Consider the following 22,666-nt stretch of genomic DNA (forward strand, 5'->3'; position numbering starts at 1 on the left):
CAACGGCCGCTCGCCATACCCCGTCATACCGTCATCGCCCCCTGGCCGGTAGAATGGCGCCCGCTGTCCACCGCCCGCTCCCGGAGCCCCCATGCCCGTTGAAGCCCAGCCGGAAGCCGCCGCCGTTGATACGGTGAGTGCGCCCGGCTATCTCTCCATTCGCGACCTGCGCAAGGAATTCGACGGCTTCGTCGCCGTCGACGACGTCAATCTGGATGTGCGCAAGGGCGAGATCTTTGCCCTGCTGGGCGGCTCCGGCAGCGGCAAATCCACCCTGCTGCGCTGCCTGGGCGGCTTCGAGACACCCACCAAGGGCAGTATCACCCTTGATGGGCAGCGTCTGGACGCCTTGCCGCCCTATCAGCGGCCGGTCAACATGATGTTCCAGTCCTACGCCCTGTTCCCGCACATGACGGTCGAGCAGAACATCGCGTTCGGCCTCAAGCAGGACGGGCTGGGCAAGGATGCGATCGGCAGGCGCGTCGGCGAAATGCTGGAGCTGGTGCAGATGGGCCACCTCGGCAAGCGCAAGCCGCATCAGCTGTCCGGCGGACAGCAGCAGCGCGTGGCGCTGGCACGCTCGTTGGCCAAGGGCCCCAAGCTGCTGCTGCTGGATGAGCCGATGGGTGCACTGGACAAGAAGCTGCGCTCGCAGATGCAGCTGGAACTGGTCAGCATCATCGAATCGTCGGGCGTGACCTGCGTGATGGTCACCCACGACCAGGAAGAAGCGATGACCATGGCCACCCGCATCGCGGTGATGGATGCGGGCTGGATCCAGCAGGTCGGCAAGCCGGACGAAGTGTACGAGCAGCCGGCCAACCGGTTCGTCGCCGAGTTCATCGGCTCGGTGAACCTGTTCGACGGCGTGATCGACGAGGACCTGCCGGAGTATGTGACCGTACGATCGCCGCTGTTCCCGGCGCCGATCTACATCGCCCATGGCATCACTGGATATGAAGGGCAGCCGGTCGCATTCGCGCTGCGCCCGGAAAAGGTGATGATCGGCAAGGACGAGCCGGAAGGGCACACCAACAAGGCACAGGGTGTGATCGAGGACATCGCCTACTTCGGCAGTCACTCGGTCTACCACGTGCGCCTTCCCAGTGGAGCCAAGGTGCTGGCCAACTTCGCCAATTCGCAGCGCTGGGCCAGCGATGGCCTGACCTGGGGTGACAGCGTGTGGGTGCACTGGCGCGACAATGACGGCGTGGTGCTGACCTCATGAGTGTCGCCGGGCTGAAGCGCTGGCTGCCGGGACTGCGCGCCACGGTGATCGGTGTCCCGTATCTGTGGCTGCTGCTGTTCTTCGCAGTGCCCTTCCTGATCGTGTTGATGATCAGCTTCTCGCACAGCCGTGTCGGCTCGCCGCCGTACACCTGGCTGCTGCAGTACGTGGACGGCGGGTTCTCGCTCAAGCTCAACCTCGAGAACTATCTGGCGCTGTTCCGCGATTCGATCTACGCCCAGGCGTTCCTGAGTTCCATCAAGATCGCAGCGATCTCCACCTTCCTGACCCTGCTGATCGGCTACCCGATGGCCTATGCCATCGCCCGGCTGTCGCCGGCGGCGCGCAACGTGGCGATGATGCTGGTGGTGTTGCCGTCGTGGACCTCGTTCCTGATCCGCGTGTACGCGTGGAAGGCGATCCTGGACCGCAACGGCCTGCTCGACCAGTTCCTGCAGTTCACCGGCCTGCAGACGCTGATGACCGGTATGGGGCTGCCCAGGCTGCAGCTGATCGATACGCCGACCGCAGCCTATATCGGTATCGTCTACTGCTACCTGCCATTCATGGTGCTGCCGCTGTACGCCAACCTGGTCAAGCATGACCACCGCCTGCTGGAGGCGGCCTACGATCTCGGTGCGAAGCCGTGGCAGGCCTTCCTGCGCATCACCCTGCCGCTGTCCAGGGCCGGCATCATCGCCGGCTGCATGCTGGTGATGATTCCGGCGGTCGGCGAGTTCGTCATCCCTGAGATGCTCGGCGGATCGGAGACGTTGATGGTTGGCCGGCAGCTGTGGAACGAGTTCTTCAACAACCGCAACTGGCCGGGCGCCTCGGCGATGGCGGTGGCGATGATCCTGCTGCTGCTGGTGCCGATCCTGCTGTTCAACCGTTCCCAGCAGCGCCTGCTGGAAGGGAAGCAGGCATGAGCCCGCGTACCGCCAAGGGCCTGGGTCTGGGCGTGCTGCTGCTCGGCTTCGCCTTCCTGTACCTGCCGATCCTGCTGTTGATGTTCTATTCGTTCAACAGTTCGCGGCTGGCGATGGTGTGGGCGGGCTTCTCCACCCGCGCCTACAGCGATCTGTTCGCCGACCGTGCACTGATGGACGCGATGTGGACCAGCCTGGTGGTGGCGTTCTGGACCGCCTGCACCGCCACGGTGCTCGGTACGCTGGCGGCCATGGTGATGACCCGATTCAAGCGTTTCCGCGGCAAGCCGCTGTTCGGCGCGCTGGTCACCGCGCCGCTGGTGATGCCGGACGTGATCCTGGGTTTCTCGCTGATGGCGCTGCTGGCCTCGATGGGGGCCATTCCGGGCTTCCCGGCGCGTGGACTGGCGACCATCTGGATCGCCCACGTCACCTTCACTCTGTGCTTCGTCACCGTGGTGGTGTCTTCGCGCCTGCAGGAAATGGATCTGTCGCTGGAAGAAGCGGCGATGGACCTGGGGGCCAGCCGGCTGACCGTGTTCACCCGCATCACGCTGCCGATCATCGCCCCAGCACTGGTAGCGGGCTGGCTGCTGGCCTTCACGCTGTCGCTGGATGACGTGGTGGTGGCCAGCTTCGTCGCCACGCCGGGCTCGACAACACTGCCGATGAAGGTCTTCGCTTCGGTCCGCATGGGCATCAGCCCGAAGATCAATGCGCTGGCCACGCTGCTGGTATCGGCGGTGTCGATCGCGGCGGTGATCGGCTGGTACATCAACGCGCGCGCCGAGAAGCGGCGCCAGCGCGACCTGCAGCTGGCCCGGCAGGACAACGGCTGATCCGGCAACGCGCGGCTCACGGGCAAGGGCGCACACTGGGGATCTGCCTGAAGGAGATCCCCCATGACTGTCGAGATCATCGATCCCACCACCGGCCAGGTGACCTACCGCCATGAACTGATGGGCGCTGCCGACGTCGAGCAGCGCCTGCAGGCCGCTGCCGACGCATTCCCGGGCTGGGCCGCACGTTCGCTGCAGGAGCGGGGTGCCGTCCTGCGAGGGATCGCCGCGCAGCTGCGCACGCGGCGTGACGAGCTGCAGCAGGCGATGACGCACGAGATGGGCAAGCTGAAGGCCGAGGCATTGGCCGAGGTCGACAAATGCGCGGCGGCCTGCGAGTACTACGCCGATCACGCCGCCGACTACCTCAAGCCCCAGCTGATCGATACCGAGGCACAGCGCAGCTACGTGCGCTACGAGCCGATCGGCTGCGTGTTCGCGGTGATGCCATGGAACTTCCCGGTCTGGCAGGTGTTCCGCTTCCTTGCGCCTGCCTTCATGGCCGGCAACGTGGCGCTGCTCAAGCACGCCAGCAACGTGCCCCAGTGTGCGGACCTGATCCTGGCGGTGTGCCGCGACGGTGGCCTGCCGGCCGGTGTGTTCGACGTTCTGCACATCGACAACGACCAGGCAGCCGAGGTGCTGCGCGATGCGCGGGTGAAGGCGGTGACGCTGACCGGCAGCGAACGCGCCGGGCGTTCGATCGCGTCCAATGCGGGCAGCCAGCTGAAGAAGTCGGTGATGGAGCTGGGGGGCAGTGACGCCTTCGTGGTGCTGGACGATGCCGACCTCGACAAGACCGTGGCGGCCGCAGTGAAGTCACGCTTCGACAACAGTGGGCAGACCTGTATCGCTGCCAAGCGCTTCATCGTGGTGGAGCGCGTGGCCGATGAATTCACCCGCCGCTTCGTCGAGGCGGCTGGTCAGCGCCGGTATGGCGACCCCAGCGAGCGCGAGACCACGCTGGCACCGATGGCCCGCGCGGACCTGCGCGACGAGCTGCACAAGCAGGTGCGGGCGAGTGTGGCCAAGGGGGCGCGGGTGCTGCTGGGCGGCGAGCCGATCGCGGGCACGCATGCCGGCTATCCGGCCACCGTGCTGGACCAGGTCGGGCCGGGCATGCCCGCCTACGACGAGGAACTGTTTGGGCCGGTGGCTGCGGTGATCCGGGTCAAGGATGAAGAGGAAGCGCTGCGCGTGGCCAACGACACCCGCTTCGGGCTGGGCGGCAGTGTCTGGACCGGTGACCCGGTGCGTGGCGAGTCCTTCGCCCAGCGCATGGAATGCGGTGCGGCCTTCGTCAATGCCATCGTCAAGAGTGACGCGCGGCTGCCGTTCGGCGGCAGCAAACAGTCAGGCTTCGGCCGCGAACTGGCGGACCATGGCATCCATGAGTTCATGAACATCAAGACTGTCTACGTGGCCTGATGATGCATTCCGTGTGCCACGCTAAAGAAGCAGCCGAGCCCGAGCCTGGGCTCGGCTCTACAACCACCGCGCGCGCTTGAACAACCGGTACAGGCCCACGCAGACACCGCCCACGCCGACGATCATCAGCGGGTATGCCCATGGCTGGCTCAACTCCGGCATGTGACTGAAGTTCATGCCGTACCAGCTCGTGATCAGTGTTGGCGCCGCCAGCAGGGCCGCCCACGCACCCAGCCGCTTTACGGTTTCGCCCTGCGCCAGCGTCACCAGCGAGAGGTTCACGCTCAGTGCGGTACCCAGCATCTCGCGCAGGGTATCGATCACGTCGCTGATGCGCACCGCATGGTCATGCACGTCGCGCACGTAGAGCTTCACTTCGTCCGGAATCAATTCGCCCTGGTAGCGGCGCAGCTGCGCCAGCACGTCCTGCAAGGGGGCCACGGCCATCCGCATCTTGTTCAACTCGCGCTTGAGCTCGTACAGGCGCACCACGGTGCTGCGCTTGTAGCTCTCGGCGAAGATGTCCTTCTCCAGCAGCTCCAGCGTGTCGCGGAAGCGGTTGGTGATCGGCAGGTAGTTGTCGACCACGAAGTCGGTGACGGCATACAGGCAATACGACGGACCCATCTTCAGCAGCTGCGGCTCGCGTTCCACCCGGGCACGCACTGGCGCATACGACAGCGAAGCGCCGTGGCGCACGGTCACCAGGAAACGCGGCCCGAGGAAGGCGTGGGTTTCACCGTACTGGATGCGCTCATCGACCATCTGCGCGGTGGTCATCACCACAAACAGCGAGTTGCCGTAGGCTTCCACCTTCGGCCGCTGGTGCGCATTGCGCGCGTCCTCGATCGCCAGGTCGTGCAGGCAGAACTCCTCCTGCAGCTTCAGCAGCACGTCTTCATTGGGGTCGAACAGGCCGACCCAGACGAAGCCGTTGCCGCTGGCGATGACGTCGCTGATGGCGTCCAGGCTGATGTCATGGCGGACGCCCTGCTCATCGTAGTGGACGCAGTTGATGACGCAGGCGGGATTGGCCGAAGCAGGTGCGGCAGCGGAGGCGGGCAGTGACATGCCCGCCATCGTGCGTCAGTGCCGCGTATCCGACAAGTGACGATCGCGCCCCAGCACCCAGGCCAGGGCCGCATGGATCGGCAGCAGCAGCACGATCCATTGCACGTTGTACTGCGCCTGCAGGCTCAGCCAGTGCAGGACCAGCGCTGCCAGGGCCTGCAGTGCCACCAGCCACAGCACGACCGTGAACATGCGGCCCGGCGGGCGACGGCGCAGCAGCCGGACCGCGCCCGGCAGCAGCAGCACGCACAACGGCGAAAGCAGCAGCAGGTTGCGGTTGGCCCAGGCGGCGTAATGGGTGCTGAAACCCCAGAGGAACACCAGCAGGCCACCTGCGACGGCACACAGCAGCCACAACGGCAGTCCCAGTCCGGCCAGCAGGCGCGGCCGGTTGCGCAACGCCAGCACGCCGGCAGCGATGGCCAGACCGCACAGCAGCCACGGCCACCAGCGGCGCGGGAATTCCTTGGGCTCCGGATCGATGCGGTGCGGCAGCAGTTCCTGCTCGGACTGCACCAGCGGACGACCGTCGCTGTTGCGCGCCTGGCGCAGGGCATCGGCCAGGCGCATCGGCACGAAGGCTTCCTGCCAGCGTGACAGCGGCTGATCGGCGAACGGGCCCAGGCCCACGTCGAAGCCCAGCCACATCCACGGCGCGGGCGAGGCCAGGCGGACCGATTCGCTGCGGTAGGTATTGCCGCGCGAGCGTCCGGACAGCTGAGCATGCAGTCCACCACCCAGCGCCTTGTCCAGCGTGTCGCGCACCATCGTCGCGCAGTTGGCGGTGTAGTAGTCGTAGTGGTAGCGCGCGTTCTCCGGCCTGGCCCGCTCGGCCAGGTCGGCGGCCAGTGCGCGCGCCTGGTCCGGGCGCAGATCCAGCCACTGCACGCTCGCTCCGCGGCCGGTCTCGTCGTAGTACGACAGGTCCTGCTGAAGGGGCAGCGCCACCAGGTAATACATCATGTCGCCACGCACGAAACGACCGATGAAGTCATCCTCGGACGGATCGAAGTAGCCGAAATTGTACGACGTTGCTTCACCACTGGCCGGATCGAGCACCGCGATGGCGTCATGACCGAAACGCTCGAAGAACACCGTGCCGGGCTGCATCGTCACCACGCCGATGCGCGGCGCCGGGGTTCCGGCGACTGTAGCCGTCGCCTGCGCGAAGGCGATGGCAGGCACGGCCGTGGCCAGCATGCACAGCGCCAGCCACAGGGTGAGGATCAGCCCGCGCCGCTTCAAGCGTCGTCCTGCGCGTCCGGTGGCAGCACCGTCACGTGGAAGGCCTGTACCCGGCGCGCATCGGCACGCGCGACACGGAACATGAAGCGGTCCAGCGCCAGTTCGTCTCCGATCTCCGGAAGGTGACCGACCGCTTCCGTGACCAGGCCGCCGATGGTGTCGTAGTCCTCGTCGGAGAACGTGGCACCGAAGCGCTCGTTGAAATCCCCGATCGGGGTCAGGGCATCGACCACGTACTGGCCGTCGGCCTGGATCGCGATCTGTGCCGACGGATCCTCGGCTTCGTCGTGCTCGTCATCGATGTCGCCGACGATCTGTTCCAGCACGTCCTCGATGGTGACCAGGCCGGCGACGCCGCCGTACTCGTCGACCACGATGGCCATGTGGTTGCGCGACAGGCGGAACTCCTTCAGCAGCACGTTGAGCTTCTTCGCTTCAGGAATCAGCACCGCCGGGCGCAGCAGTTCGCGTACGTTGGCCGGGCCGTGGTCGGCAACCACGCCGCGCAGCAGGTCCTTGGCCAGCAGGATGCCGAGGATGTCGTCCTTGTTCTCGCCATGCACCGGGAAGCGCGAATGGCCGGATTCGACCACCTGCTTCATCAGTTCCAGGAAGGGCGCTTCGACGGGCAGCGAGACCATCTGCGAACGCGAGATCATCACGTCGCCCACGGTCAGCTCGGCCACCGAAATGGCGCCTTCCATCATCTTCAGGGTATCGGCGGCGATCAGACCTTCTTCCTGCGCGGTGTGCAGGACAGCGACCAGCTCGTCGCGGGTATGGGGTTCGCCGGAGAACGCGGACGTCAGGCGTTCCAGCCAGCCGCGCTTCTTTTCACTGTGCTCCTGCAGGGAGCTACTACTGTCGTCTTCAGACATCTCTGGAAAAAGGGCACCCGGCATGCCGGGCGTTGGCGCCAGTCTAGCAGGATGTAGCGGCCTGTCAGCGCCCCCCGCTGCCGGGGCCGGTGATCGGGGGCGGCGCCAGTTCAGGCCGGGACGCCGGTGCTTCGGGCAGGTCCAGGCTGTAGGTGCAGCCGGCCAGCGTCCGGCCTGGGTGGGAGGCCACCGTTGAGACACTGAGGATGATCGACTCGATCTGCGCCTCGCCGGTGGTCGGGTCGGTCACGTCACGGCTGACCAGTTCGCGCCCCGCCATGAACTTGCCGTCCTGGTCGTATCCGGTCTCCAGCCCGAGCCGCCTGGCCAGTGGCCGGGGGTCGGCCTCATCGAGGATGGCCATGATGCTGGCACCGGCCATTGCGACCCGGTCCGTGCGGGTGCCGAACACCGTGATGGGCTGCGCCAGCCGGTACTCGCTCAGGAACCGGTTGCCCTGCGGCAGGGGTTGCAGGCCGCTGGCGACCGCTTTCAGCGGGTCGGCCAGCAGCGGTGCCAGCGCGGCATGGGCGGCCACGTCCTGGCGGCATTCGATCAGTGCCGGCAGGTCCAGCGGAGCGGCGGACGCAGAGGTGGCAAGCAGCAGGGGCAGGAACACAGCGGCACTCCGTGGTGGCGCCGAGCCTGGGCTCGGCTGCCTTCCGGTCAGGGGGGGCGGCGGGCTCAGCGCTCGCCGGCGTAGGGGTCGGCGATGCCGAGCTCGGCCAGGATCTCGCGTTCCAGCTGCTCCATCGCCTCGGCTTCCTTGTCGTCTTCGTGGTCCCAGCCGAGCAGGTGCAGCACGCCGTGCACGGTGAGGTGCGCATAGTGGGCGTTGAGCGCCTTGCCCTGCTCACCGGCCTCGCGCTCGACCACCGGGGCACAGATCACCAGGTCGCCCAGCAGCGGGAACTTCACGCCCTTGGGCAGGCCTTCGGGCACTTCGGCCGGGAAGCTGAGCACATTGGTGGCGTAGTCCTTGCCGCGGTAGTGGCGGTTCAGCGACTGCCCCTCCTTGGCATCGACCACGCGGATCGCCAGGTCGGCTTCGCGGATCCGCCCCTTCAGGGCCGCGGCAACCCACCTGCGGAAGCTCACCGCGGCCGGCAGTCCGGCGCGGGGCAGGGCGTAACTGACGGCGACGTCCAGCCGTACGGGACCACGGGTCATGATGTCGCTCCGGGTTGGATCTGATGCAGGTCGCGGCGGTCGTAGGCACTGACGATGCGGGCCACCAGCGGATGGCGGACGACGTCGCGCGATTCGAAGAAGGTGAAGCTCACGCCCTCGACATCGCGCAGCACGTCGATGGCATCGCGCAGGCCCGATTTCAGGTGCTTGGGCAGGTCGGTCTGGGTCAGGTCGCCGGTGACCACGGCGGTGGAGCCGAAGCCCAGCCGGGTCAGGAACATCTTCATCTGCTCGATGGTGGTGTTCTGCGCCTCGTCCAGGATCACGAACGCATCGTTGAGCGTGCGGCCACGCATGTACGCCAGCGGTGCGATCTCGATGACGTTCTTCTCCAGCAGCTTGACCACCTTCTCCACGCCCATCATTTCGTACAGGGCGTCGTACAGCGGCCGCAGGTAGGGGTCGACCTTCTGGGTCAGGTCGCCGGGCAGGAAGCCGAGCTTCTCGCCGGCCTCGACCGCAGGCCGCACCAGGATCAGGCGCTGCACGCGCGACTCGTTCAGCGCTTCCACCGCGCTGGCCACGGCCAGGAAGGTCTTGCCAGTACCGGCCGGGCCGATGCCGAAGTTGATGTCATGGGTGGCGATCTGGTGCAGGTAGCGGCCCTGGTTGGCGCCGCGACCGCGCACGGTGCCACGCTTGACCCGGATCGCCACGTCCTGTGCTTCGTACGAGCGTTCGGCGATCTGCTCCACGTTGGCCTGGGCCAGGCGCAGGTGGATGGCGTGGTTGTCGAAGGTGGTCTCGCCGGCTTCGGCGTACAGGGCCTCGATCAGCTTCTGCGCTTCCACGCTGGCTTCCTTCGGTCCACTGATACGGAACACGAAGCCGCGATTGGCGATCTCCACGCCGAGTTTCAGTTCGATCTGTCGCAAATGGCCGTCGAACGGGCCGCACAGGTTGGCCAGGCGCGCGTTGTCTTCCGGCGACAGGGTGAAGTCTCGATGCTCGATGTTTTTCATTGCTGGAGGTGGGGCGGAAGCCTTCCACCACAGTGTCTTCAAGGGGAAACAAGGGTAGCGCGCGGGGGCGCACACGGCCAGTACGGGGGCTGCGACGCGGTTTTCCACACGGGGTGTGGATCGGGCCTGCGGGAACCTGTGGATAGACGTTCGCAATGCTTGTGCCACAAGCTTCCTGCGCCGGTGGTGAAAAAAGCGTCACGGCCGGGTGGGGAACGGAAACCGGAAGCAGCGGTGGCCACGGGAAGGTTCACAGGCATTGAGCGTCGGGGCGGAGCGCCCGGCCAGGGAGAGGTCATGGATGTTTCACATACGGCAGCTGCGCACGCGCCGCTGGCGGGGCTCGGGTCGAACGGGCAACTGCATCGGCTGCAGGCTGAGGGCCTGCCTCCCTTGTTCGTCGAACAGTGGTGGGGCCACGAAAGCCTGGTCAACGGTTTCGATTACTGGGTAGATGCCGTGCACCCGGATGCGGGCCTGTCATGCGCAGACTGGCCGGGACTGAGCGCCGCGCTGGTCACCTGCCTCGATGATGGCCAGGACCACCATCGCTGCGGCTACATCGCCGCCGCTCACCTCCTTGGCGCAGACGGCGGTCTGGCGCGCTATCGGCTGCATCTCGTGCCATGGACGTGGTTCCTGCGGCATGCGCGGCGCAGCCGTGTCCATCAGCAGCGGACCGTGCGGGACATCGTCGAGGACGTGTTCGGCACGCACAGCGGACTGGCCCGCTGGCGCTGGAGCGACGATGCCCTGGCCGCTCTGGCCGCCGCACCCGTGCGCGACTGCTGCATCCAGTATCGGGAGCCGGACCTTGAGTTTGTTCAGCGGCTGTTGGCCGATGAAGGCATTGCGGGCACGTTCGAGAGCGACAGTAGCGGCGGATTGACGCTCGTGCTGTTCGCCGACAGCAGCGTGCAACCTGAGAATCCACAATCGGCCCGAGACGGCGGTATCCGTTTCCACCGTGACGACGCCACCGAGCGCGCAGATGCCCTGCAGCAGCTGGGCAGGTGGCGTCGGCTGGGCAGCAGCCGGCTCTCGCTTGTCACCGACGATGGCCCTGCGGCCACCGTCCGACATGTGCAGATGCCACTGCAGGAAGCCGGGCACAGCCCGCGCGAGGTCTATGAGCCGGTGGGCACCCACGTCCTGGCTGGCGCCGATGAGGGGTATCGTCGCGTGCGGCGAGCAGCTGAAGCACACGAGGCCGGCAGTGCAGGCTGGCTGGCGGCAGGCAGCGTACGCAGCCTGCAGGTCGGTCGCTTCATCCGCGTTCTGGCCGCGGGCGCTGGTTCGACGCCGAGCCTGCTGCCGACCGAACTACTGCATTACGGGTGCAATCCGCCGCCGATCACGCAGGGGGCGGAGCAACCACGCGCTGCGGCACCGGCCCGCTGGCTTGAGGCCGGTTCAGCCATACCCGGCGTGGCGCTGGAGACAACCGCGCCCCTGGGTTATGCCAATCGCTTCCGCGCCGTCGATCGGAATCGACCGTGGCGGCCCGTGCTGGCCGACGGCACCGGCGAACGCATCCACCCGCGGCCGCTCGCGCCAGGCCATCAGACCGCTACGGTGATCGCCGGCGATGGCCGTGATGATGCCGCTCTGTACGCCGATCACCTGGGCCGGGTACGGGTACGTCTGCATCTACAGGACGCCACAGATGCCGGTACGACCTGTTGGCTGCGGGTCGCGCAGCGCTACGCTGGACCGGGCGTCGGTGCACAGTTCCTGCCGCGTGTCGGCCAGGAGGTGGTGATCGGCTTTCTGGACGGGAACATCGATCAGCCCTTGGTGCTGGGCGCGCTGTACAACGGTCGTGGCGAGGCGGGCGTTGCGCGCACCCCGGCCGGAGCAGCGGCCGCAGACGAAAGCGGCGGCCTGTTCGGGCATGCCACCGACTCCCGCCCGAGCGCACAGGGCAATGCGGCCGGCGGCCATGCGCCTGTCTGGCACGCGATGGCACCGGGGCAGGACCAGCACCGGCATGCCGGGGCGGTATGGGGCATCCAGTCACGGGAATGGTCCGGAACGGGTTACAACCGGCTGGCCTTCGATGATTCCGACGCACAGCTGCGCGTGCAGCTGGCCAGCAGCCACGCCAGCAGCGAGCTGAATCTTGGTCATCTGCTGCACATGGCTGACAACCATCGTGGTTCCCTGCGCGGAGAAGGCGCGGAACTGCGCACTGACGCGTGGGGCGCGCTGCGTGCCGAACGGGGCGTCTGGTTGACCGCGCGTGGCCACGCTGCGCTGTCACCCGCAGGCGAAGTGGCTGCGGCCGGCGCGCTGCTGCAGCAGGCCGCCCTCCTGGCCGCGTCCAGCCATGGCGCGGCTACGATGCACGGCACGGCTGGCTTGGACAGCCACGCAGTACGGGAGGACAGCACCGGCGTGGCAGGTCTGCAACGGGTTGCGCGGGCCAGTGTGAACGGACTTTCCTATGCGCAGGCCAGCGCCGATGAGGAGGGCCGCCCCGCGCCCGGCGATGTTCCGCATACCGGCCAGCCAACGCTGGGCCTGCATGGGCAGGCCGGTCTGATGATGGTGGCCGGGCAGGCACTGCACTGGGGCGGTGCCCGGAGTGTGGCACTGTCCAGTGGCGGGCACACCGATGCCAACGTGGCCGGCGGTGCGCGCCTGCACGCGGCGCAGGCGGTGGGCATGCTGGCGGCCAGTGGCCGCAGCTTTGCCGGTGATGCGGCATTGACCATCGTCGCTGGGCAGGAGGTACTGGACATCCGGGCCCAGTCCGAAACGATCCACCTGCAGGCGCGCAGCACCGTGCGTGCAGCGAGCGGGCAAGGGGCTGTGGAGCTTGCCGCACCGCGCACCCTGCACATCGCCACCGCCGGTGGCGCCAGCATTACGCTGGAAGATGGCAACCTGGTGCTGGTCTGCCCCGGCACGGTGACCGTGCAGGCCGGGCAGCGCACCTTCGTCGGCCCGGCGCAGCTGGCCCGTCCCCTGCCGGACATGCCGTCCAGCGCGCTGGACGGGCAGGTTCCGAAGCTTGCTTTCAGGCTGCAGGACATCCCGGGCCCACAGGGTGTGCCGCTGGGCGGGCAGCCCTGGAGGATCGTGCGCACGCACCGCGCCCTGGACGATGAGCAGCGTGACAGCGCCCTGCTGCCGGAACGCTGGGCCGAGACCCTGGCCGAAGGTGAGGCCGACGCACAGGGCGATGTCAGCCTGGACGATGCGCTGTGCGCGAGGATCTGGAGTGACGCAGGCCGCCATCCCGGCTGCCTGTTCCTGGTACACGGAATCGACGTGATCCCGCTGCAGCGGCCCCGGCCATACAGCAGCTCCCCGGGGGTGCGGGCAACCCTGGACACGCTGGAGGCGATCAACTATGGCAAGAGTCTGGCCGATCTGCCTGACGATGCCGCACTGCATGCCTACCGGCAGCGCGCCGAGTACGAGTTCCAGTCCCACATCGACGCCAGCCCGGCCCGGCGCAAGGAGATCTGATCATGGCAGACGCCAACGCATGGGGCAGGGTCGAGCGCGCCTCCCTCATCTGCAGGGATGGCCAGAAAGGCACGACCAGCGGCGACTACTACGCACCACCGGACCGTCAGTTCGCGCCGGTGCGGCACGGGAACCGCGTCGACGCGTTCACCGACGGGCGCTCGGCCATGAAGGCGATGGCCGATGCCATCCGCGGCGCGCAGAAATTCATCTTCATCGCCGACTGGCAGATGAACTTCGATACCGAGATGGAGGCGCGCGGTGACGCGCACTCCGCGCGGCTGAGCGAGCTGCTGTTCGACGCTATCAACCAGCGCGGCGTGGATGTGCGGGTACTGCTCTACGACAGCGTGGAGGCGGCCGCCTACACCCACGAGAACGAGGTGCGCACGGCGCTGTACAAGATGCAGGATGACAAGACGCCCGGGCAGGTGCAGGTGGGCCTGCACAACCCGGCAACCGGCCGCACCGATGCCTTCAACATCGCCTTCTCGCACCACCAGAAGATCCTGGTGGTAGACGGACGCATCGGCTTCGTCGGAGGACTCGACGTCGCCCATGGCCGTTGGGACGACGGCAACTTCGACGTGGTCTGCGACCCGACGCTGCACGTGATCAATGACCATTACAACAACTGCCTGAGCAAGTATCGGAGCATGACGGATGATGAGACGGAGCTCACGCTGGACAAGCCCGATACCAGCCCGGATGCGGCAGGCCGCGTTCGTCCCGGCTTCGCACAGGCGTATGTGCCCGGCATGGCCATCGCACTGGACCAGATGAAGGCGCAGTGGGATGCCGGTGCCGCATTGGCCGAACTGCAGGACTATGCAGACAAGCTGGGCGTACCCGACGCGCTTGAGCGCGAAGGCATCCGCAAGCTCGCCGAGATGGTCATTCCGGGAATGGAACAAGCTGTCTGGGTACAGCGTTCGGTCGCCAAGACCTTCCTGGCCATTCAAGGGTGGTTGGCCGAGGTCGAAAAGGAGTACGCCGACGTCATCGCCGCTTCCAACCGAACCGCTGACGAGGCGGTGAAGCTGAACATCGGCGAGGCTGCTGCCGCCGCAGGACGCGCACTGGAAGGCTTTACGAAGATCCAGGCGAAGAAGTTCGGCGAGTGGGTCGACGAGCGCAAGGCCACGATCAAGGACGCCATTCTGGGCCCGATCATGACAGCCACCACCGTCGTGGGGTACATGCGTGATCCCGACTCGCTGGTCACGGACGCCATAACCAAGTATGACGAGATCGAGAGCAAGTTCAACAAGGCCAAACAGGCATGGGAATCGCTGGTGCAGTGGATCAATACACCAGTTGATCGCACCCAGCGGCTGCTCGACAGTGGCCGCCAGCCTCGCATGCCCTGGCAGGACGTGCACGCGCAGATCGCGGGCCCGGCCGTGTTCGATATCTGCAGCAACTTCATGCACCGCTGGAATGCCATGGTCTGGCAGAACCAGCGTGGCGACCGGACCATCGGCTCGCTGCTGCGCAAGGGTCTGAATACTGGCCTTCGCAAGACCAATGAATGGCTCGACACAGCGCTGCCCGAGCAGACCACCCTGGCGCGTGGCATGGAACTGACGCCATTGAGCGATCAGTGGCTGCAGTCCATGGGGGGCATGCAGGCGGTGTTCGGTGACCTGACGGTGCCCGGCACGGCGGGAAAGATCAGCGTGCAGATCGTGCGTTCCTCGGGCACCGCCCTGCATGCGCTGGAGAAGAAGGGGTGCAGGGAACTCGGCCTGAACCTGGACGACGCCAGCTGCCTGCAGCCGTACTGGGAGCGTGAGCAGCCGATGCACTCCATTCTCGACGCAATGGTCAACTGCATCGCATCGGCCAGTGCCTACATCTATCTGGAAACGCAGTTCCTCATTTCCGACTGTGGCTGGTCCGACGCGGATCCGGGCAGCGTGGTGGAAACCGCAGTGAAGGGCGGGGAGCGGCGGGACGCGACGGATGCCGAGAAGGCGAAGCTTGGTCACGTGGGGCGTGGCGTGGGCATGAGCGGCCCGGTAGGCAGGGCCGACATCGTGCAGGATGTGGTGGAACGCAGGCAGGGAGTGAAGTCGGCGGCCAGCAACCCGCTGGTGGCCGCCCTCGCCGCGCGCATCCGCCGCGCGATCCTGGCCCGGCAGGGCTTCCATGTATACATCACCCTGCCGGTGCACCCGGAGGGCAGCCTGGCGGACGGTGCCGTGGTGAAGCAGCAGTACTGGGTGCAGCAGACCCTGCTGCGTGGTGACGACAGCCTGATCCGGCGCATCTGCCGATCATTGATCGCACGTGACAAGGACATCCGCGAGGCCAGCGTGGAGGAGGCCGACCTGCAGGCCGAGGTCAAGGCCGGGCGCTGGAAGGAATACCTGTCGGTGATGAATCTGCGCAGCTACGGCGTGCTGGCCGAAACGCGCAGAAGCGATCATCCGCCGCCGCACACGATCGGCTCCGAGCATGGCCCCTCCCTGTATGTGGTAACTGAGCAGTGCTATGTGCATTCCAAGCTGCTGATCGTTGATGACGCGGTGGCGATCATCGGCAGCGCGAACTGCAATGACCGCAGTCTGCTGGGGACGGGTGATACCGAGATCGCCGCGGTGATCGTTGATGGCGAGGCGAAGCGGATGGATCTGGGCAACGGCGTGCAGGTAATAACCCGAACATTTGCGCGGGAGCTGCGGTTGAAGCTGTGGAGGAAGTTTCTGGGGCAGGAGATTCAAAAGCTGCCGGAGAAGGAGAACAAGCCATACTCGGCAGTGGAAGCGGCGCAGACGTATCTGCCTTGGTTCAACAAGAACGTGCCAACCCTGACGGTGGACAGGCCAGCAAGTGCCGAGACGTGGAGAAGCATCAGGAATCTTGCCGATTCAAATTCCGCCGCTTATCAGCGTGTCTTCACCAATGTCCCCCGCGACTCGTTCCCTCGCTACGACTCCGTGCTTCATGGATTTCCCGCCGCAGGCTTGAATGACAAGGGTCACGTCAAACGCATGTTGCATGCGCAACCACCTGACCTGCAGCCAGATTTCATGGAGGAGCCTAGTGTCGTTAGCGACTATGTGACCAGTGTAGTAGGTCGGCACGATGTGCGTAGGGCGACAGACTTTCTTCGGGGCGAGCCAGGACGCCCACGGATCAAAGGCTTCTGGGTCACCATGCCGCTGCTTTGGGGGAGCAACATGGACGATCCGGTTGCCACGATGCCGAGCGAGATCATTGCAGCCGTGCCTGTTGAGGGAGGCAGTTCAAGTGAATTGGCATATTCGATTCGACATGCTGCATTGAATCAAGGAGAGAAGGTGTGATTGAGCGCTTGCTGTTGAAAGCCCTGCATGCGGTTGGTGCTCTGTGCGCTGTGCAAGCCGCGCATGCAGGTTGTATTTCAATCAATGAAGACGATGGCCGCTCTCAGGGCAACGGATTGGTGGTTAAGTTCACGCCGAGCTTGGTTGGCGGAGGAGATGCAGTGGGCGCCAGTCTCAGTCGCGCGAACGAGGCGGAACCTTACATAAGGATCAGTATCGGTCCTGACCTGTCTGAGTTGAAGAATGAGCCATTCGACTCGAATGGCGGTTCGGTCTACTACTTGGAAAGCAGTGGTCAAGGGCAACGGATTTGCCGTGCTGAGGAATGGAGAAAGCGGAAATCCAAGCTGACTGGTGAAGCACCTCCTGAGCGCCTGCATCCTGCGGTGAGGCCCGTGTATCCGTATTTCGAGCTGCACAAGATGTATGAGCTCGATTATGATTCGGTCGGTCAATTGACGTCGATTCATGCAACTGACGCGAAGGGGCATAGGGAGACTACGTTCTGTGCGCTCTATGATGATGATGGCCGCATAGAGGTGGCCAATCAGAGTTCCGGGATGAGCGTTTCGGATGTTCCTGACTTCACGTGCTCGCAGTTACGTGAAAAGGCCTCGAAGAAGATGACCTGGTACTTCACGTATCGGTCGGATGGCGCGTTGGTTTCAGTTGTTGACAAGGAGGCCACAAGGAAGCGTGGTGAGCAGCCAGAACGTGACGACACGGCAACGGGCGCCGAAACTACGGACGGAGCGTGGATTGCGAGTGGCTACATGTATGTTGATGGGGCGAATGGTCGCAGAGAAGTGGCGATCACCTTTCACGGAAGTGATAGGCAAGGCCTTTTGGGGGTTCGGGACTCCTCCATGACTGTCGTGCAATCCGACGCTACTGCGCTCTTCGCGCAGCGTAGCCGGGACCGTCGGCACAAGCTGCGGTATACCTTCCCCGACGAGCGCGTTCCAATGGAACTTGCCACGGGATTGTTCGAAGGAGTAACTGACTACACCCGCGTCCGGGAGTACTACCATCGCTCGCATCGACGGATCTTCGAGGTATTCGGACCTGGTGCCAAGCAGCCCCACGAACGCCAGTGGCGCACGCTGGATCTGAATCGCCAGGAAAACTACGACGCAAACGGCAGGCTCACGCGGGTGATCCTGTTCGGCCCGGTTCCCGATAGTGGTGGCTACACCGAGAACCTGCGCGCATACGTAGAGAAGGGTGTGTTGAAGCTTACGCCGCTGACCAGCGGCTACACCTCCTACCGCGTCTATGACTATGACGCAGCAGGCAACGAGACGCTCTCGTTCGTGTGCTGGCGCCATGAGGTCTCGGCCAACAAGCCGTATGCCCATTTCCCCTGGTGGGAGCCCGATCCCCGTCCCAAACGCGGTCGTGAAGCCGAACTGCAGTACGGCAGGACGCAGCTGGCAGCCCGCTGTGGCACGCCTGATGGCAAGGTAATCGTAGAGGGTATGGGGCCGGCGAAGAAGCTGATGGAGACCCGGTACGGATTCGGGACGACGAAGCTTGGATTCCTGAGCGAGTAGCCCGGTGCGTCCTTCTGAGGCTCAGAGCAGACCCGCTAAGCGGAGGTTGCGGCAAGCAACGAGGCCCGGCGGGCTCACCCCTGAGACCCACCGCTTTTCCACAATCACTGTGGAACGACGCGCAATCAACCTGTGGATAGGTGACGCAGAGCCTTCTGCACAGAGGGTCTGCGTGGCGTGGTGAGAAAATCACCACGCCTGCCGCGTGGGGCGCAAGCCGTACATGGCTTCCCCCACTCCAGCGATCAGCCTTCCGTCACCACCCGCCCGCGCAGCGAATTGGTCAATGCCTCGGTGATCACCACATCCACGAACTGACCGATCAGGCGTGCCGGCGCCGGGAAGTTCACCGAGCGCATGTTCTCGGTCTTGCCGGTCAGCTCGTTCGGGTTCTTCCGCGACGGGCCTTCCACCAGTACCGTCTGCACGGTGCCGACCATCTTTGCGGAAATGCCGGCGGCGTGCGCGTTGATGCGCTCCTGCAGGCGCGACAGCCGCGCGTGCTTCTCGGCATCGCTGAGCGTGTCTTCCAGGTCGGCGGCCGGAGTGCCCGGGCGTCGCGAATAGAGGAAGGAGAAGCTGTGGTCGAAGCCGATGTCCTCGATAAGTTTCATGGTCTTCTCGAAGTCCGCCTCGGTCTCGCCAGGGAAGCCGACGATGAAGTCCGAACTGATCGAGATATCCGGGCGCACCGCGCGCAGCTTGCGGATCTTCGACTTGAACTCCAGCGCGGTGTAGCCGCGCTTCATCGCCGACAGGACGCGGTCGCTGCCGGCCTGCACCGGCAGATGCAGGAAGTTGGCCAGCTGCGGCACATCCCGGAACGCGTCTACCAGCGAGTCGCTGAACTCCAGCGGGTGCGAGGTGGTGAAGCGGATGCGGCCGACGCCATCGATCTCGGCGATGGTGCGGATCAACAGGCCCAGATCGGCGAACTCGCCATCGCCATACGGGCCACGGTAGGCGTTGACGTTCTGGCCGAGCAGGTTGATCTCGCGTACGCCCTGCGCGGCCAGCTGTGCCACTTCCACCACCACGTCCTCGAATGGACGGCTGACTTCGGTGCCGCGGGTGTAGGGCACCACGCAGAACGAGCAGTACTTCGAGCAGCCTTCCATGATCGACACGAACGCCGACGCGCCTTCAGCGCGCGGCTCCGGCAGGCGGTCGAACTTCTCGATTTCCGGGAAGCTGATGTCCACCTGCGGTCGCTTCTGCTCGCGACGCGCTCGGATCAGCTCCGGCAACCGGTGCAGGGTCTGCGGGCCGAACACCAGGTCCACGAACGGCGCGCGCTTGATGATGGCTTCGCCCTCCTGCGAAGCGACACAGCCACCGACGCCGATGATGACCTCGCGGCCCTGGTTCTTCAGTCCCTTCCAGACGCCGAGCTGGCTGAACACCTTCTCCTGCGCCTTCTCGCGGATGGAACAGGTGTTGACCAGGATGACGTCGGCATCCTCCGGGGTGTCGGTCAGCACCAGGCCGTCGCTGGCGGCGAGCACGTCGGCCATCTTGGCCGAGTCGTACTCGTTCATCTGGCAACCGTGGGTCTTGATGTACAGCTTGCCCTTGATCTGCTCCGGCGTGCGCGGAGCGGAGGGCAGGGCAACGAGCGGGGTGCCGCCCGGCGTGGCGGGCGGAAAGACGTCTGGCGTCCCGGTCATGGCGCTTAATCCATTCGGGTGGCGGGAAAGCGGGCAATTCTACCCGCATCCTGCGCCTCCCGCCGCGGTGCACGCTCATGGGGCACGGCCCCTGCCGCGCCCGGTAGCGCCGGGCCGTGCCCGGCGGGCGCCCTTACGCCGCGATCAGCTCCGCGTCGATCTGCCGCGAGCGGTCGAAGGCCGTCAATGCGCCCATCCGGGCGATGTAGTCCGCCGTGGCGGGGGCGGGCTGCACCAGCCCGAAATCGGTGGTCCATTTCAGGGCATTGCCCCACAGCACGTCGGCGGCGCTCATTTCCTCACCCAGCAGGTAAGGCCCCTGCGCCAGCTGCGCCTCGATCACCTGCAGGACGGTTTCGGCGTCGTTGTAGGGCGACATCGACTGCGGGGGCGGGTCGCGGCGCATCGCGCGGTCGATCATCGCCGGCTCGAAACAGGCGCCGTAGAAAGCCATCCAGCGCAGGTAGGGGCCGCGCAGCGGCGAGCCGATCGGCGGCGCCAGGCCGGCTTCGGGGTAGAGATCGGCCAGGTACAGGTAGATCGCCACCTGCTCGGTCACCAGCGCGCCCTCATGGATGATCGCCGGCACTTTGCCCATCGGGTTGATGGCCAGGTAGGCCGGGGCCAGGTTGGCGCCGGCTTTCAGGTCCAGCACATGCAGGCGGTAGTCGGCACCCAGGGCTTCAAGCAGGGCCACGGCGCCGCTCGAGCGTGAACGGGCAGCGTGATAGAGGGTGATCTGGCGGGACGTCATGGCAGTGCTCCTTGCAGCAGAGGGGTGAACTGGGGCCCATGCTGGGGCACTATTGCGGACGACTTCTGTCCTCGATCCCTCATGCGCCATACCGCCCATCGCCTGCTCCGCCTGATCGCCCTGCTGCAGGCCCGCCGACAGTGGTCGGGGGCTGAGCTGGCCGAGCGCATGGGGGTGGACCGGCGCAGCATCCGCCGCGACATCGAGCGCCTTCGTGAGCTTGGCTATCCGGTCAGGGCATCGGCCGGGGTAGGGGCGGCTATCAGCTGGGGGCGGGCGCACCGGTACTGCCGATGCTGCTGGACGAAGAGGAGGCGACGACCCTGGCCATCGCCCTGCGTGCGGCCTCCGCCACGGTGGCCGGCATCGACGAGACCGCGCGCGGTCTGCTGTCCAAGCTCGATCCACTGGTGCCGACCCGCCGCCGCCAGCAGGCTGGCGAGGTGCACGCCGCTACCGCGACGCTGTCGGATCTGCCTTCCACCGATGCACGTCTGCTGGGGCGCCTGGCCCAGCATTGCCGCCAGGCAACCCGGCTGGCCTTCGAGTATCGCAGCGCGCAGGACGCGGTGACCCAGCGCGAGGTCGAGGCCCAGCATCTGGTCAACTACGGACGTCGCTGGTACCTGCTGGCCTGGGATCTGGGCCGCCAGGACTGGCGCACGTTGCGGGTGGACCGGATGGGCGCGGTGCGCGCGCTGGCCGAGCCCGGCCTGCATCGGCGCACGCCCGCACCGCCGGATGTGATGGTGCGGCAGGCGGTCAGCCAGGCGCCGTTCGCACTGCAGGCGGTGCTGCGCCTGGCCGGCAGCCACACCGAGCTGGAAGGTCGCATTCCCCCCTGGTGTGGCGTGCTCGAAGCCGAGGGTGCCGATCACTGCCTGCTGCGCATGGGCGCGGAAAGCCGCGGCATGATGCTGGCGCAGATTCTCAGCCTCGACCGGGTGCCGCTGGAGCTGTGGACCACGCCGCCGGCGCTGCGCCAGGAACTGGCGCAGCGCCTGGGCGGGCTGGCGCAGCTGCTGGCTGTGCCTGACGTCACAGGCTGAGCCGCACGGCTTGGCAACGCGGGGCGAAGCTGGGACACTCGCGGCCATGAAGGGGAGACTGGGGACAACGGCGATCATCATCGCTGCGCTGACCGCTGCGCCGGCCAGCGCCGGCACCCTGTACAAGTGCCAGGGGGCAGACGGGGTCACCAGCTATGTGAGCAAGCGTGTGGCCGGTGCCCAATGCAGCACCATCAGCTACAGCCGGGAGGCCGCCCGCCCGGCCCGCCCGGCAGCGACTGTCGCCAGGCCTGTGCCGGCCACCGTGGCCAGCATCGAGCGCAATCCGGTGGCGGTGGCCGCCAGTGCAGCCGTGCCCGTGCCGGCTGCACCGGTGCCTGCTTCGACTCCGGCAGTTGCTGCCGGCACGTCCCGCACCGGGCGCATGGTCAGTGGCCAGGTCTATTCCTATATGAAGGATGGGGTGCGCCACTACACCAGTGCGCGGCCCAGCCAGGTTGCCCACCTGGGGCCGGTGCGCACCATCCGCTACAGCTTCATGGAGCGCTGCTACGCCTGCGGGGCCAACCCGCGCGTGGACTTCGGCACCGTGCGTCTGAACACGACGGCGTTCAAGACCGAGATCGCTTCGGCCGCGCGCGAGTTCGGCGTGGAGGAGGCGGTGGTCCGGGCGATCATCCATGCCGAGTCGGCCTACAATCCGACCGCACTCAGCCGCGCCGGTGCGCAGGGCCTGATGCAGCTGATGCCGCCGACTGCCGCGCGCTTCGGGGTCAGTGATTCCTACGATGCGGGCCAGAACATCCGTGGCGGCGTGCAGTACCTGTCGTGGCTGCTGAAGCGATTCAACGGCAACCTCACCCTGGCCGCCGCCGGTTACAACGCCGGGGAAGGTGCGGTCGACCGCCATGGTGGCGTGCCCCCTTACAGCGAAACCCAGTACTACGTGCGTCGGGTGGGCCAGCTGGCCGAGCGTTACCGCAGTGCCTTGAGTCACCAGTAGTCCGGCCGGTGCCGGTGCCGACTGACGGCCCATCGCCGGCTGCCGGTCGGCACACGGTGCAAAGAGTTGTTGCAATGCGTTGTGTGGCGCGTAACGGTTCCGCTACACTCGCCCATGATT

The 22,666-nt window shown here is 66.1% G+C and carries 16 protein-coding genes and 1 pseudogene; 9 read left to right on the top strand and 8 right to left on the bottom strand.

All coding sequences use genetic code 11. The annotated features are described in order from the left end of the window. Positions 1-91: 91 nt before the first annotated feature. The 4 genes from N8888_RS06270 to N8888_RS06285 all read left to right on the top strand — a co-directional run bounded on the left by N8888_RS06270 (position 92) and on the right by N8888_RS06285 (position 4,424). Positions 92-1,228: an ABC transporter ATP-binding protein gene (locus N8888_RS06270; RefSeq protein WP_065176213.1), complete on the top strand. Its 1,137-nt coding sequence runs from the start codon at positions 92-94 to the stop codon at positions 1,226-1,228. After that, complete coding sequence (locus tag N8888_RS06275) at positions 1,225-2,157, top strand: ABC transporter permease subunit (RefSeq protein WP_053516578.1); 933 nt, start codon at positions 1,225-1,227, stop codon at positions 2,155-2,157. The genes N8888_RS06270 and N8888_RS06275 overlap by 4 nt, the downstream gene beginning before the upstream one ends. After that, a complete protein-coding gene (locus tag N8888_RS06280) occupies positions 2,154-2,996 on the top strand; it encodes an ABC transporter permease subunit (protein WP_005415928.1) in 843 nt (280 codons plus the stop codon). Before N8888_RS06275 ends, N8888_RS06280 begins: the two co-directional genes overlap by 4 nt. A 63-nt stretch (positions 2,997-3,059) precedes the next feature. Then, a complete protein-coding gene (locus tag N8888_RS06285) occupies positions 3,060-4,424 on the top strand; it encodes an NAD-dependent succinate-semialdehyde dehydrogenase (protein ID WP_111185697.1) in 1,365 nt (454 codons plus the stop codon). Positions 4,425-4,481: 57 nt separating this feature from the next. Here the strand turns inward: N8888_RS06285 and N8888_RS06290 are convergent, their stop codons facing one another. The 6 genes from N8888_RS06290 to N8888_RS06315 form a co-directional block, all read right to left on the bottom strand. Beyond that, positions 4,482-5,504: a magnesium and cobalt transport protein CorA gene (locus N8888_RS06290; protein WP_053516581.1), complete on the bottom strand. Its 1,023-nt coding sequence runs from the start codon at positions 5,502-5,504 to the stop codon at positions 4,482-4,484. Positions 5,505-5,510: 6 nt separating this feature from the next. Continuing rightward, a complete protein-coding gene (locus N8888_RS06295) occupies positions 5,511-6,740 on the bottom strand; it encodes a lipoprotein N-acyltransferase Lnb domain-containing protein (protein WP_263177886.1) in 1,230 nt (409 codons plus the stop codon). Further along, the gene (locus N8888_RS06300) at positions 6,737-7,618 is read right to left on the bottom strand and encodes a CorC family transporter (protein WP_053516583.1); all 882 of its coding nucleotides are present in this window, start codon (positions 7,616-7,618) and stop codon (positions 6,737-6,739) included. The genes N8888_RS06295 and N8888_RS06300 overlap by 4 nt, the downstream gene beginning before the upstream one ends. 64 nt (positions 7,619-7,682) lie before the next feature. Next, positions 7,683-8,237: a hypothetical protein gene (locus N8888_RS06305; protein WP_053516584.1), complete on the bottom strand. Its 555-nt coding sequence runs from the start codon at positions 8,235-8,237 to the stop codon at positions 7,683-7,685. A 65-nt stretch (positions 8,238-8,302) separates the two neighbouring features. Further along, a complete protein-coding gene (ybeY, locus tag N8888_RS06310; RefSeq protein WP_053516586.1) occupies positions 8,303-8,788 on the bottom strand; it encodes an rRNA maturation RNase YbeY in 486 nt (161 codons plus the stop codon). Then, positions 8,785-9,771 (bottom strand): PhoH family protein, encoded by a 987-nt coding sequence (locus tag N8888_RS06315; protein ID WP_053516587.1) that lies wholly within the window; start codon positions 9,769-9,771, stop codon positions 8,785-8,787. Before N8888_RS06315 ends, ybeY begins: the two co-directional genes overlap by 4 nt. 297 nt (positions 9,772-10,068) lie before the next feature. Between N8888_RS06315 and N8888_RS06320 the strand changes: the two genes are divergently transcribed. Genes N8888_RS06320 through N8888_RS06330 form a run of 3 tightly spaced genes read left to right on the top strand, consistent with a single transcriptional unit; the run spans position 10,069 to position 18,112 of the window. Then, positions 10,069-13,248: a type VI secretion system Vgr family protein gene (locus N8888_RS06320; protein ID WP_263177887.1), complete on the top strand. Its 3,180-nt coding sequence runs from the start codon at positions 10,069-10,071 to the stop codon at positions 13,246-13,248. Between the two features lie 2 nt (positions 13,249-13,250). Continuing rightward, entirely contained in the window at positions 13,251-16,559 is a 3,309-nt protein-coding gene (locus N8888_RS06325) for a phospholipase D-like domain-containing protein (RefSeq protein WP_263177888.1), read from the top strand. Beyond that, a complete protein-coding gene (locus N8888_RS06330) occupies positions 16,556-18,112 on the top strand; it encodes a hypothetical protein (protein ID WP_263177889.1) in 1,557 nt (518 codons plus the stop codon). Before N8888_RS06325 ends, N8888_RS06330 begins: the two co-directional genes overlap by 4 nt. A 245-nt stretch (positions 18,113-18,357) precedes the next feature. Here N8888_RS06330 and miaB read toward each other — a convergent pair whose 3' ends face one another. Further along, positions 18,358-19,779 (bottom strand): tRNA (N6-isopentenyl adenosine(37)-C2)-methylthiotransferase MiaB, encoded by a 1,422-nt coding sequence (gene miaB, locus N8888_RS06335; RefSeq protein WP_263177890.1) that lies wholly within the window; start codon positions 19,777-19,779, stop codon positions 18,358-18,360. 133 nt (positions 19,780-19,912) lie between these two features. After that, on the bottom strand, positions 19,913-20,533 hold the full coding sequence (locus tag N8888_RS06340) for a glutathione S-transferase family protein (protein WP_053516594.1): 621 nt from the start codon (positions 20,531-20,533) through the stop codon (positions 19,913-19,915). An 81-nt stretch (positions 20,534-20,614) separates the two neighbouring features. On the opposite strand from N8888_RS06340, the pseudogene N8888_RS06350 reads away from it, so the two are divergent. Together N8888_RS06350 and N8888_RS06355 are read left to right on the top strand one after the other, a co-directional pair. Further along, positions 20,615-21,582 (top strand): annotated as a pseudogene (locus N8888_RS06350) (helix-turn-helix transcriptional regulator). Between the two features lie 46 nt (positions 21,583-21,628). Beyond that, positions 21,629-22,546, top strand: a complete 918-nt coding sequence (locus tag N8888_RS06355) for a lytic transglycosylase domain-containing protein (RefSeq protein WP_263177892.1) — start codon at positions 21,629-21,631, stop codon at positions 22,544-22,546. Positions 22,547-22,666 lie beyond the last annotated feature (120 nt).

It is taken from the genome of Stenotrophomonas maltophilia (assembly GCF_025642255.1).
GTDB lineage: Bacteria > Pseudomonadota > Gammaproteobacteria > Xanthomonadales > Xanthomonadaceae > Stenotrophomonas > Stenotrophomonas maltophilia_P.